The sequence below is a fragment of the Nemorincola caseinilytica genome (assembly GCF_039540515.1).
GTDB classification, from domain to species: Bacteria; Bacteroidota; Bacteroidia; order Chitinophagales; family Chitinophagaceae; genus Nemorincola; species Nemorincola caseinilytica.
The window spans coordinates 204976-216613 of sequence record NZ_BAABFA010000010.1; the positions used below are offsets into that span (position 1 = coordinate 204976).

An 11638-nucleotide genomic window follows, 5' to 3' on the forward strand; every position below is an offset into this window, starting at 1 on the left:
CTATATCACATTTTTGTACCTAAGGTTTTTCTACCTCGTATAGTACACATTCGCGCAGACGGGCATCGTGCTGCAATAGCGGGTGCGCAAAGTGCATCACTTCTTTCATTCCCAGCTTTTGCATGATGCGGATGGAGCGCACATTGATGATGGGCGCTATGGCATATAGCTTTGCGAGCCCGCATTTGCCGAAGGCATATTCCATACATGCTTTTGCGCCCTCGGTGGCATAGCCGTTTCCCCACGCTTCTTTACACAGCCGCCAACCTATATCGGTATATGGTGTGAAGGGTGCTTCGTAGGTCTGATACGCTATGCCTATGAAACCTATGAGGCTACCATTGTGCAGGGTATCTACGGCGAAGTAGCAATATCCCTTTTCCTCGAAAAGCTGCTGCATTCGGCTGATGAAGGCCTTGGTCTGCTCGTGGTCCTGTATGGATGGGAAGAACTCCATGACCGCAGGATCGGCATTGATGGCGGCCATAGTGGCTATATCACTATGCTGCCAGGTACGAAAACCAAGCCGGGCCGAGGTAAAGAGGTACATTGGTACAAGGTAGCACAAAACAGGCGACCAAAACAAGAACGGGCCGCATGATAGCGGCCCGTCTCCTGGTTATTTATACAGCAATTATTTCTTCTTCAGAAATACCATTTGGCCTAGGTGTCCGGCAAGGTGGTTGGTGCGGCTCACCACCACGCCCAGCTTGTTGCGATGGGGTTCTTTGGCAAAATCCTCTTCCGATACGGATGTATGCCGTTGGAACCAGTCTGCAGCGGAGAGGGTCTTGAAATGGGCATCCAGTTTGGCATTCGCGTCGTTCCAGCTTGCGCGCAGCTCTGCCACCGATGGCATCTCCTTGCCCGACCTGTCGGGGCTGGTAAGGAACACATCGTTGTAGTGCGCATATGCCTGCTCGCCAAAGCCCAGCAGGGGCATCATACGATCGTGTACGGCGGCCAGGTGGCCCAGCAGGTATTTACCACTGTTGCGGTCTGCAGATACTTCGCCCTCTATCTCGGCATCGGTCAGTTCGCCCAGCAGTTTGTTGGTGCGGGCCACGGTGCCGTACCAGTTGTCCAGCACTATCTTTATGAGTACTTGTTGTTGTTCCATATTGGTCGCGTGTTTTTTGCATGGTGAAAGTACAGCGCACATACACAAGCGCACTGATATGGGTATAAGCACTCGTTATGGCACAGGATGGGTCAGTGCAGGTATATTCGGCATAGCCCGGTATAGAGCAGGTCTGTTCCTTCATCGGCATCTGCGGTCTGGGCATTGGTAAGTATGATGAAAGCCCTATCGGAACCGGGGAACACATATACCTTGGAAAGAAAAGTACCGGGATTGCCGATGTTGTATGCATAGTGGCGACCGGCAGTATCGGTGGTATGGAACCAGCCAACAGCAAAGCGCGAACGGCCGAACAGCAGCATATCGAACTCGCTGCGCGAAAGGAGATGTGAGCGCCCCTGCATACCCCGAAGGTGCTCCTGAATGAACTTCACATATGCCGGAAGGGTACAATTGATATTGCCTGCTGCCAGCAGCCAGCTGAGCTTATGGTCGTTATTCCCGGTGACCTCGGGGCGCAGCGATGCATCGTGGCCACAGGTGGCATTGCTATCGCGGGCATTGGGCCTGCCGTATGCTACAGGCATGCCTATACGCTCGCCCAGGTCTCCTGCCAGTTGCTCGTAACTGCGGCCAGTTGCTTTTTCAAGCATGAGACCTGCGGCTATGTAGCCGAGGTTAGAGAAGTTGATACTATCTGTGGTAGGCTGCGGCTCGTGCATGAAGAACCATTGTGTGAACTGGTAGCGCTGCCGGGCCTCGCTGCCCTCGAAACGGTCTTTGGCGGGCTCTGTATCGGTATAGGTATACCTGAAAAGCTTTGTGCGAAAAGTAAGCAGATCGAGAAGGGTGAGATGGTGATATTCTTTCCTTGCTTTTGGTCTCATTTCGGGGAAGAGGTCGAAGAAACGGGTATCCCATTTTATCTTTCCATCCTTTACCAATATGGCAGCTATAAGACCCGTAACAGCCTTGGTGTTGGAGCCTATACGGAAACGATCGGCAGGTGTGGCATACTGGCGTGTGCCCAGCTTTCGTACGCCGGCCACATGCAACTCATACACACTATCGGCCGATACGACGGCATAGGCAAGGGCCGGTATGTGGAACGCCTTCTGTATGCTATCGGCAAAGCGGGTGGCCTGTGCTGAGGCAGCGAAAGAGGACAGGAACAGAGAACAGGAGAACAGCAGGCGGTACATATGGTGAGAACGAAAAGACGGCCTAAAAGTAACAGATAGATACTGCTGAACAAAAAGAAAAGGAGCCGCAGACCGCGACCCCTTTACCGATAAGGCTTACCTGATGGACCACACTAGTGTACTATCAACGATCTGCGGAAAGCTACCTGCCGCCCGGCAGTAGTGATGCAGGCATGGTATATGCCGGCGGGCAAATGCGCTATATCAATAGTTGCAGTGCGGGATATATCTTCTATCTTTTGTGAGAGCGCTACCTGGCCCAGCATATTCACAATATCTACCGTGGCGCTACCGGACATGCCGGCGGCGAACTGAAGCGATACAGCACCGGCAGCGGGGTTGGGGTACAGAGAGAAGATACCGGCATCGGCAGGCAACTCTGTGATACCTGTAGGTGCATTGGCACTGATGTACACACTATCGATGTATACCTGGAACCAATCGTATATGCCATAGTACCTGAAGGCTATGTAAGAAGAACCGGATGTAGGCGGTATGACGAAATTGCCGGTGTCCCTCATTGACAGACCGAAACCCTTTGCCATGGTAGTGAGGTTGGCCAGGCGGGTACGCGATGTGGCCAGCGAGGGGTTCTGCGAACCCTTGAGCAGGTATACCACTATAGAGTCGGTAGGCTGCGCTGTACCTGTGGCTCCGAACACGGCTATAGACATAGAATCGATATGGCCGCCCGATGTGAAGTAGAAGGGCGGAGAGACCATCCACTGGTCTATGGTATCGGTCATGGCAGAGCTGTTGAACTCGGCATTGGGCGAGACAAGCAGATAGGGCGAGCTGGATAGTGAGGACCAGGGGCCGTAGTTCCAGGTCTCGGAGGTCATGTTGCCTTTGGCGAACTGAGCCCAGCCTGCACGCTCTGTGGCGTTATTGAAGCCTGTGTAATAGGGCAGCGGCGTTTGCGCCGGGGAAAGGAGGGGTGCGCCGATAGCGCAGCAAAGAAGTAGCAATAACTTTTTCATACCTGTTCATAGGTTTTAGTTCACACAGGTGACGCGCACAAGCGATGCCACGTTTGCTGTACATGGCCTATTTCCTGACAATAGTGGGTATTCCTTGGCAATGGCCATATAAACGGCATACCGTAGTGAATGTGTGATTGTTATAATATTCCGGAAGAGTTGTGTAATGCCAGGCGCGACCGGGCAGTATACCTTTGTAATAGAAAGCCAATGATACAGTTCACCCTTTAAAACAACTCGTTATGAAAACCACGCGCATCATTATGGCATTCGCGCTCACTGCGCTCGCCGCAACGGTCACATCTTGCAGAAAAGATTATACCTGTACCTGTACCACTGTAATAGGTACGACATCGACCGAAAAAACACACAGCATCAATAACTCTGGCTATGCCGACGCACGGCTTTCCTGCCAGAACTACCAGGATCAGGCCAATGCATCCCTGCCCGGAGGCACTACCTGCCGCCTGTAACAAAGAGAACAAAAGACCGGAAACGGTTCTTTGTGGATGATACAAGTGACCGCAACATAGTTTACGGTCGCTTGTATCTGTTTTTGTGATATCCACAATTTGTTTCTGCACATGCGGCTGCGGTATGCATGTGCGTACCTTAGCATAACATGGCTAACGAGGCTACACGACAGCGAAAGATCATCCATATAGACATGGATGCTTTTTACGCATCGGTAGAGCAGCGCGACAACTCCGAGTACTGGGGACGGCCGCTGGTAGTGGGCGGATCGCCGCAGGGACGGGGTGGCGTAGTGGCGGCGGCCAGCTACGAGGCGCGAAAGTTCGGTATACGGTCGGCAATGCCATCGCACAGGGCATTGCAGCTATGCCCTCATGTGCTGTTCGTACGGCCGCGGTTCGCAGTGTACAAAGAGGTATCGGGGAGGATACGCGAGATATTTCGCAGGTATACCGACCTGATAGAACCCCTATCGCTGGACGAGGCCTACCTGGATGTGACGGAGGACAAACAACAGATAGGATCGGCGATAGCCATAGCCCGCCAGATAAAAGAGGCCATACGCGCAGAGCTGCAATTGACGGCATCGGCAGGAGTATCGGTGAACAAATTCGTGGCCAAGATAGCATCGGACCTGAACAAGCCTGATGGGCTGGCATTCATAGGGCCGGACAAGATAGAAGCATTTATGGAGCAGTTGCCGGTAGAGAAATTCTTTGGCGTAGGGCGGGTGACCGCCGACCGCATGAAGAGTATGGGCCTGCATACAGGCGCCGACCTGAAACAACTGACAGAGGAAGAGCTGGTAGAGCACTTTGGCAAGACAGGACACTTCTACTACAAGATAGTGCGCGGCATAGATGACAGAGCGGTGCAGCCCGACAGGGAACATAAGTCGGTAGGAGCAGAGGACACATTTGCCTACGACCTGACAAAGGCCGAAGAGCTAGATGCGGAGCTGGACAAGATAGCCACCACAGTGGCCGACCGCCTGCAACGCAATATGCTAAAAGGCAAGACCATAACACTGAAGATAAAGTACAGCGACTTTAAGCTGATAACGCGCGGCAGGTCTTATGCCCTACCTACGAATACTGTACAGGATATAGCCGAGACCGCAAAACAACTGCTGCGCACAACAGATCTACAAGATGTGCGTATACGGCTGCTGGGCATAACGGTCTCGAACTTCAAAGAACCCATGCCGGCGCAGAACCGGCGGAAGAACAACGGGCAGCTAAGCCTATTTGATGAATAAGACGCGACCCACTACAGGCACCTTGCCGACCTTTTCTTTTTACCTATAGCATTCTTACCCTCGGCCTTTTCTATATACTCCAGCGCTACGGGTATCTTGCAGGCGGTATCGCCCATATCGGCCTTTACCTTGCCTATCTCCCTGGCGGTCTGTTTTGCCAGCTCGTTCAGCTCCTTTACATGTATGCCTACGGCCATCACAAAGCCGTTCATGGCCAGCTTTTCGCGGTTGCCGCTGGCGTGTATGGTTGCGGCCACTTTCTTCAGCAGGTCTTTCAGCAATTGCATGTCCAGGTCCTTGTCTTGCGTAATGGTGACCACGCTGGACAGTGTGGCCCAGCCCGTGGTAGAGAGGTGCTCATTGCCCGATGCTATCCATTCCAGCGCCTTTTCCAGCCCATAAGGGCTTTCGGCGGCCACCCATGGCGCAGTATATTCGCGCAGTATGGGGGCATTGGCTTTCTGCGCCCACTTTTGCAGTTGTGGTCTGGTCATCTTCTGTGGTTCGGCCATCAGGCCCGCCAGGTACATAGCATCGTATATGCCGGAATCATACAGCTTCAGCGCTATATCGTGGCCGTTCTTTACCTGCTTCGCTATCTTTTTCATCTCTTCTATCTTCACGCCATAGAAGGGTTCTTTCACGCCATGCTTCAGCATCACATTCTTATAAGATGCTTCGCCCATTGTACTTAGCTGTTCCAGTATGCTTTCTGCTGTCATAGTACGGTGTGTTTTTTGTACATACAAAATTAATGAGATGGCATCACTAGTTACAAGGTACGCTTCTTTACGGCTATATGCCTACCTTTGCAACGCAAGCAATATCATATCCTGATAAAAATGTAATAGCGATCTTTTTCACGGTACAGAGTAAACATGCTGGCGCTATGCAGCGCAGGCATCATTCCTTCCTACAGAAAAGAAAAAGATCATGCTTGTTCTACAGAACATCTCATATACACATGCCAATGGGGATACCCTGTTCGGCGATATAGACCTTTCACTGGCCATGGGCCAGAAGGTAGCGCTTACCGGTAATAATGGTACGGGGAATCGACCCTGCTGCAAATGATAGCGGGGCAACTACGCCCAGCAACAGGGCGGCTGGCCGTGCAGGCACAGCCATACTATGTACCGCAGGTATCGGGCTCGTTCGATCATATGACGGTAGCACAGGCGCTGCATGTAGCCGACAAGCTACATGCGCTGCAAAAGATACTGGGCGGCGATATGAACGATACCCACCTGGCGACGCTGAACGATGATTGGAACATAGAAGAAAGATGCCATGAAGCACTGGCACAGTGGCAACTGCACGATGTGGGCCCAGGCAGGAATATGGGCACACTAAGCGGGGGACAGAAGATGAAAGTACTGCTGGCAGGTATATACATACACCGGCCACGGCTGATACTGCTGGACGAGCCGAGCAACCATATGGACACCGGCAGCAGGCAGATACTGTATGCCATGGTGCGCGACCTGAACGCCACCATGATAGTAGTGAGCCACGACCGGCAACTGCTGGAACTGCTACCCACCATATGCGAACTGGGCAGGAACGGCATAACCACCTATGGCGGCGGATATGCCTTTTACCGCACGCAGAAAGAGATAGCCCTCTCCGCCCTGGGCGATGATATAAAGAGCAAAGAGAAAGAGCTGAGAAAGGCCCGCGAAAAGGAACGTGAGACCGCAGAAAGACAGCAGAAGCTGGATGCACGCGGCCGCAAGAAACAGGAAAAAGCAGGCACGCCTACAATAATGCTGAACACACTGAGGAACAACGCCGAAAAGAGCACATCGAAACTGCGGGATGTACATGCAGAAAAGATAGGAGGTATAGCCAATGACCTAAGACAGTTACGGGCAGCGTTGCCGGAGCTGGACAAGATGAAAATGGCCTTTGCGAACGCTGCACTGCACAAGGGTAAGGTGCTGTTCTCTGCGCAGGGCATGAACCATAGCTATACCGGCAAGCCGTTGTGGAAGAAGGACCTGGACATAGTAGTGACAAGCGGCGAACGGATATCCCTAAAGGGTGATAATGGCACAGGAAAGACCAGCCTGATAAAAATGATGCTAGGCGAGCTGGCGCCAATGAAGGGGGCCGTGACACGGGCCGAACACACAACAGCATATATAGATCAGGACACATCGCTGCTGAATGATGGGCTGTCCGTTTTCGAGCAGGTGCGCACATACAACAGGATGGCGCTGCAAGAGCACGAGATAGGTATATGGCTGGGCAGGTTCCTCTTTGGATATGATGAGTGGGGCAAACCATGTGCCGCCCTGAGCGGCGGTGAGCGCATGCGGCTGGTACTATGCTGCCTGTCGGTAGCAGAGCAGGCGCCCGACATGATGATACTGGACGAACCTACCAACAACCTGGACATGCAGAACGTGGATATACTCACTGCGGCCATAAGCGCCTACCGTGGCACGCTGATAGTGGTATCGCACGATGCGTGGTTCCTGCAGCAGCTAGGGGTGGAAAGAGAGATACTGCTGGAGTAGAACCTACTGAAGCCCTACAGTATATAGGCCTGCCCATGACCCGGGTATACTGTGTTCGCGCCCATTTCTTTCAGCATATGCCATGTCGCTTCGGCAGCGGTACCGTAAGCAGTGGCAAGGGCAGGCGCAGGCAGGTCTCCCGTGAACACTGCCCCCATGTCCAGCAGCATGCATACGCTGTCTTCGGAATGTACGCTTACAGGTATGATGTTTCCCATTATACCGATACCTGCAAGAAAGTTGCGGGCATCGGTGGCAGATATCAGCATGTTGTCATCGCACCGCAGTGGCCTGTAGGGCCATTTGCCTGCGGCCATATGCTCCATAGGCGCTATGAATGGCTGTTGCACATCTACCACCATAGCGCGTACGCCCTCGTCTTTCAGTTCCTGTAACGAGCCCGCATGATCTATATGAAAATGAGTGACCATAACGTAGTCGATATTGCGCACTTTCAGGCCATACTGTCTCAGCGCCCTTCCCAGTGCAGGCATAGAGCCGGGAAAACCGGTATCTATAAGAAAACGGCATGCCCCGGTATCCAGCAGATACAGGTTCACAGCATTTATCGTTATTGATATCACCTGTATCATGGGCTTATTCTACAGGCTTGCCGGCGCTTTGCCATTGCTGTATACCGCCCTTCATGTTGTATACCTCTTTGAAGCCCTGCTGCTGCAGGTATGTGGCGGCAGCGGCGCTACGCTTGCCACTGCGGCAGTATACCAGCACAGGGCGGTTCTTGTCCAGCGTATGGGCGTTCTGTTCCAGCACACCACCTGTGTGGTCCAGGTTGCGCGAGTTCACAAGATGGCCTTCGGCATATTCTTCGGGCGTTCGTACATCCAGCAGTTGCACCCCGGGCGTTGCCAGTTTCTTCTCGAATTCGTCGGGCGATACATTGTGTACCATACACTTCACGCCGTTCACGATGCGCTCATTATTGCCACCTATGCCCTGGCAAGATGCGGTAAAGAAGAATGTAACAGGCAGCAGCAGCGCCAGTATAAGATGTTTCATGAACGTACATTTACAGCCATTGCAAGATCATGCATAAGACCACCTAAAGGTACGATGCTACATGAAGATGTACTGATACCTGATACCGAGCGTGTAGTAGTGCAGAGATGCATCGTTCTTCATTACATTCATTACCCCATAAGAGAAAGAGAGGCCCACCTGTACCCTGCCACTACCTACCTCGGGCCCACCGCGACCCGCTACCAGGCGGAAGGGGGCATTGAGCCCTATGCCTACACAGGGATCTACAAGCACACGATTGTAGGCGGCATCGAGTGCTTTTTTCTTGGCGCCATCTACGCTGGTAAGGTAGTTGACATTGACACCTGCCTGCCAGTAAAAACCCCGGCTCTGGCCATCGGGGCCCATACCCAGGCTGGTGTAGGAAAGCGGTACAGAAGCAAAACCCATCTGGCGCTTGGCCATTTTAGCGCCAAAGCCGCCTACTGATATGGACAGCAGGCCGATCCTGGTATCGTACTTTGCGGGCAGTTCTATTTTGGTGCCTATCTCGGCCCTGAACATGAAGCCGCCGCCCTTTACTATAGAATCTTTGATGTTGGAATGGCCCCTGCCCATACCGAACTCCATGCCCCAGAAGAAATGTACGCGACTACCGCCGCCACCATTATAGTAGGGCGTCAACGACCGCCGCAGGCCGGGTGCATCGTCTTTGGCATGGCAATAGAAAGTAGTGGCCATAAACAGGCCAAGAGTGAGTATATTTTTCATATCATTGGTGGTATATAGGTATAAATGTACTTGTTGCTGTTGTATATCGCAACAGTTACTGTGAATGCAGCATAGTGATGCATCATACCTAGGTCCGGCGGTTGCTGTTCGTTATGCACCGACCCCTTCTATACATTTTGTGCGCGAGGCGGCGGGTCCCTGCTAGCGCACAAGCTTAGGTAAGGAGACCCGCCTGAAACTTTGAACCTACGCCAAACGGGATATGATGTGCGTTGCAAACGCACTGCCGTGGCATTCTCGTCACAGACGAGGACGAGTGATGTTACATTCAGCGCGGAATGGATGGCAGTGGTGCTATGTCTGCTTAGGGATGGTAGTTCCTGTTCACTACATTATCGTACCAGCGGCCTAGGACAAGTATGCGCCATATGGTGAAATCGAACGGGCGCCGGCCGGTGAGCACATCATCGAAGAGTTGCAGGGTCTTCTGCCTGTCGAAGAGCGCAGGGAAGAGATCGAGTGTGGCATGTATGCCATTGCGGAACCACTCTTTGCCTTCTTCCTTCAGCCATATCTCTTCGGGGGTTACGAAGCCCATCTTGTCTTTGCGCTGCTCTATGGCCTGTGGCAGTATGCCGCGCATGGCCCGGCGCAGTATGGTCTTTCTTTCGCCCTGGCGGTACACATACTCTTCGGGCAGGCCCAGGGTGAACTCGAGCAGGCGATAGTCCATAAAAGGCGTGCGCGACTCTACGCTCCATGCCATAGAGTTGCGGTCTTCGTAGCGCAGCAGTGCCGGCAGCGGCTCGCCATATACCTGTCGCAGCAGGTTGTCCTGCAGGCTGTGTGCAGGCTGTGCATGTATGCTGGCCGGCTCGGATCCATTGAGCCAATTGACGGTAGGCATGGCCACAGACCGACCCATTACCAGCCTGGCAGCACCCATAAGGAAGCCTACAGGCCAGGCGCCTTTTTCTTTTTTGTAGGCACGGGCCTCGTCCATCAGTGCCAGCAGGCGCAGCTTGCGCAACAGGCCGGTGTAGAGGGCTATATCATTGCCCCCATAGCCGGCCAGTTGCTCGTCGGCACCCTGTCCGTCTATCATCACCTTCAGCCCTGCCTCATGACTGGTGCGGAACACCGACCACTGGCTGTATATGGATGTGCTGCCTACGGGCTCGTCCTGGTGCCAGAGGAAGCGGTCCATATCCCTTTGCAGGTCTGCAAAGGAGGGGAACACACGGTGCGGGCGGGCATTGGTCTGTTTGATGACCTCTTGTGCGAACTTCCATTCATCGAAGCGGGCATTCTCGAAACAGGCAGTTACGGTCTCCTGCCCCGAGTGGTCGCCACCGGCCTCCAGCAGTTGCGCCATGATGCAGACGATGCTGGAAGAGTCGAGGCCGCCGGAGAGGGCAGAGCCCACCTTTACATCGGAGCGCAGGCGCAGGCGCACAGCATCGGTAAGCAGCGCTTTCAAGTGCTCTGCGGCATCGTCATAGCTGCCTTGCCATTTCTTTGGCTGCAGGGTGTACCAGCGCACTATCTCAAAAGCATTGCCGGAGGCATTGAGATCCATGCGCAGGTAGTGGCCACCCGGCAGGTGCATGATGCCATTGTGCATGGTAGCCGTAGTATGCTCTGCAGCACCCGTGGCCAGGAACTGGCGCACGAGGCCTTCGTTGAGGCTAAAACTATGATCGGGCGAGGTGCGTATCTGCTTTATCTCTGAGGCGAGATAGAGGGCATTGGCACCCTTGTAGTAGAACAACGGCTTTACCCCGAAACGGTCGCGTACAGCATATAACTCGTTCCTGCGGTAGTCGAGCAGCACAAAGGCGAACATGCCGTTGAACTCGTTTATACATTTGGGGCCCCACTCCTGCCAGGCATGCAGTATCACCTCGGTGTCCGATGTGCTGCGGAAGGTATGTCCCAGGCCTTCCAGTTGTGCCTTTATCTCCAGGTAGTTGTATATCTCGCCATTGAAGGAGAGCGCCAGGCCGCCAGGCCGGTGCAGCATGGGCTGGTGCCCTGCGGGCGAAAGATCGAGTATGGACAGGCGGCGGTGCCCCATACCCACCCTGAAGGGCTGTGAGGGTGACAGGTCGCTGTACTTTAAATGAGCGCGGGTAGAAGGTGCGGTATCATCGCCGGCCCAAACGGAGGGCTCCTCGCTGGGAGACCATGTGAGGTAGCCCTCATCATCGGGGCCGCGGTGACGAATGATATGGGCGGCTTTGATAAGGTCTGAACCAACGGCCTTGTTGTGTAGACCTACTATGGATAAAATGCCGCACATATATGATAAAAATGGTCGCAAAGATACTACAAAGGCCCGAGGGAATGAATGTGAGAATGTGAAAAATGCGATAATGCCATGAGGGAGCGGAAGAGTTACACCCCTA

13 protein-coding genes are annotated in these 11638 nt (G+C 53.5%); 4 read left to right on the top strand and 9 right to left on the bottom strand.

Annotated elements, in window-relative coordinates:
- Nucleotides 1–19 precede the first annotated feature (19 nt).
- From ABD843_RS08285 to ABD843_RS08300, 4 genes are all read right to left on the bottom strand, one after another.
- Nucleotides 20–550 carry a GNAT family N-acetyltransferase gene (locus ABD843_RS08285; protein ID WP_345081342.1) on the bottom strand — a complete coding sequence of 177 codons (531 nt, stop codon included), beginning with the start codon at nt 548–550 and terminating at the stop codon, nt 20–22.
- Nucleotides 551–634: 84 nt separating this feature from the next.
- Nucleotides 635–1120 carry a DinB family protein gene (locus ABD843_RS08290; protein ID WP_345081345.1) on the bottom strand — a complete coding sequence of 162 codons (486 nt, stop codon included), beginning with the start codon at nt 1118–1120 and terminating at the stop codon, nt 635–637.
- A 92-nt stretch (nt 1121–1212) separates the two neighbouring features.
- Nucleotides 1213–2283: a serine hydrolase domain-containing protein gene (locus tag ABD843_RS08295; protein WP_345081348.1), complete on the bottom strand. Its 1071-nt coding sequence runs from the start codon at nt 2281–2283 to the stop codon at nt 1213–1215.
- Nucleotides 2284–2396: 113 nt separating this feature from the next.
- Complete coding sequence (locus ABD843_RS08300; protein WP_345081351.1) at nt 2397–3263, bottom strand: T9SS-dependent choice-of-anchor J family protein; 867 nt, start codon at nt 3261–3263, stop codon at nt 2397–2399.
- Between the two features lie 242 nt (nt 3264–3505).
- Here ABD843_RS08300 and ABD843_RS08305 point away from each other — a divergent pair, with 242 nt between their 5' ends.
- Both ABD843_RS08305 and dinB read left to right on the top strand, forming a co-directional pair.
- Nucleotides 3506–3736, top strand: a complete 231-nt coding sequence (locus tag ABD843_RS08305) for a hypothetical protein (RefSeq protein WP_345081354.1) — start codon at nt 3506–3508, stop codon at nt 3734–3736.
- Nucleotides 3737–3885: 149 nt separating this feature from the next.
- Nucleotides 3886–4995 carry a DNA polymerase IV gene (gene dinB / locus ABD843_RS08310; protein WP_345081357.1) on the top strand — a complete coding sequence of 370 codons (1110 nt, stop codon included), beginning with the start codon at nt 3886–3888 and terminating at the stop codon, nt 4993–4995.
- Nucleotides 4996–5006: 11 nt separating this feature from the next.
- Here dinB and ABD843_RS08315 read toward each other — a convergent pair whose 3' ends face one another.
- Nucleotides 5007–5717, bottom strand: coding sequence for a DNA alkylation repair protein (locus tag ABD843_RS08315; RefSeq protein ID WP_345081360.1), 711 nt, complete (start codon nt 5715–5717; stop codon nt 5007–5009).
- A 211-nt stretch (nt 5718–5928) separates the two neighbouring features.
- On the opposite strand from ABD843_RS08315, the gene ABD843_RS08320 reads away from it, so the two are divergent.
- The gene (locus ABD843_RS08320) at nt 5929–6069 is read left to right on the top strand and encodes a P-loop NTPase family protein (protein ID WP_345081363.1); all 141 of its coding nucleotides are present in this window, start codon (nt 5929–5931) and stop codon (nt 6067–6069) included.
- Entirely contained in the window at nt 6066–7517 is a 1452-nt protein-coding gene (locus tag ABD843_RS08325) for an ATP-binding cassette domain-containing protein (RefSeq protein ID WP_345081366.1), read from the top strand. The genes ABD843_RS08320 and ABD843_RS08325 overlap by 4 nt, the downstream gene beginning before the upstream one ends.
- A 14-nt stretch (nt 7518–7531) precedes the next feature.
- On the opposite strand, the gene ABD843_RS08330 is transcribed toward ABD843_RS08325, so the two are convergent.
- The 4 genes from ABD843_RS08330 to asnB all read right to left on the bottom strand — a co-directional run bounded on the left by ABD843_RS08330 (nt 7532) and on the right by asnB (nt 11532).
- Nucleotides 7532–8110: an MBL fold metallo-hydrolase gene (locus ABD843_RS08330; RefSeq protein WP_345081369.1), complete on the bottom strand. Its 579-nt coding sequence runs from the start codon at nt 8108–8110 to the stop codon at nt 7532–7534.
- 4 nt (nt 8111–8114) lie between these two features.
- Nucleotides 8115–8537, bottom strand: a complete 423-nt coding sequence (locus ABD843_RS08335; RefSeq protein ID WP_345081371.1) for a rhodanese-like domain-containing protein — start codon at nt 8535–8537, stop codon at nt 8115–8117.
- 57 nt (nt 8538–8594) lie between these two features.
- Nucleotides 8595–9269: a hypothetical protein gene (locus tag ABD843_RS08340; protein ID WP_345081374.1), complete on the bottom strand. Its 675-nt coding sequence runs from the start codon at nt 9267–9269 to the stop codon at nt 8595–8597.
- A 325-nt stretch (nt 9270–9594) separates the two neighbouring features.
- Nucleotides 9595–11532: an asparagine synthase (glutamine-hydrolyzing) gene (gene asnB, locus ABD843_RS08345; protein ID WP_345081377.1), complete on the bottom strand. Its 1938-nt coding sequence runs from the start codon at nt 11530–11532 to the stop codon at nt 9595–9597.
- Nucleotides 11533–11638 lie beyond the last annotated feature (106 nt).

Bases quoted from the DNA above. Each gene is read 5' to 3' on its own strand.
- ABD843_RS08285 (WP_345081342.1), bottom strand. From the start codon at position 550: ATGTACCTCTTTACCTCGGCCCGGCTTGGTTTTCGTACCTGGCAGCAT.
- ABD843_RS08290 (WP_345081345.1), bottom strand. From the start codon at position 1,120: ATGGAACAACAACAAGTACTCATAAAGATAGTGCTGGACAACTGGTAC.
- ABD843_RS08295 (WP_345081348.1), bottom strand. From the start codon at position 2,283: ATGTACCGCCTGCTGTTCTCCTGTTCTCTGTTCCTGTCCTCTTTCGCT.
- ABD843_RS08300 (WP_345081351.1), bottom strand. From the start codon at position 3,263: ATGAAAAAGTTATTGCTACTTCTTTGCTGCGCTATCGGCGCACCCCTC.
- ABD843_RS08305 (WP_345081354.1), top strand. From the start codon at position 3,506: ATGAAAACCACGCGCATCATTATGGCATTCGCGCTCACTGCGCTCGCC.
- dinB (WP_345081357.1), top strand. From the start codon at position 3,886: ATGGCTAACGAGGCTACACGACAGCGAAAGATCATCCATATAGACATG.
- ABD843_RS08315 (WP_345081360.1), bottom strand. From the start codon at position 5,717: ATGACAGCAGAAAGCATACTGGAACAGCTAAGTACAATGGGCGAAGCA.
- ABD843_RS08320 (WP_345081363.1), top strand. From the start codon at position 5,929: ATGCTTGTTCTACAGAACATCTCATATACACATGCCAATGGGGATACC.
- ABD843_RS08325 (WP_345081366.1), top strand. From the start codon at position 6,066: ATGATAGCGGGGCAACTACGCCCAGCAACAGGGCGGCTGGCCGTGCAG.
- ABD843_RS08330 (WP_345081369.1), bottom strand. From the start codon at position 8,110: ATGATACAGGTGATATCAATAACGATAAATGCTGTGAACCTGTATCTG.
- ABD843_RS08335 (WP_345081371.1), bottom strand. From the start codon at position 8,537: ATGAAACATCTTATACTGGCGCTGCTGCTGCCTGTTACATTCTTCTTT.
- ABD843_RS08340 (WP_345081374.1), bottom strand. From the start codon at position 9,269: ATGAAAAATATACTCACTCTTGGCCTGTTTATGGCCACTACTTTCTAT.
- asnB (WP_345081377.1), bottom strand. From the start codon at position 11,532: ATGTGCGGCATTTTATCCATAGTAGGTCTACACAACAAGGCCGTTGGT.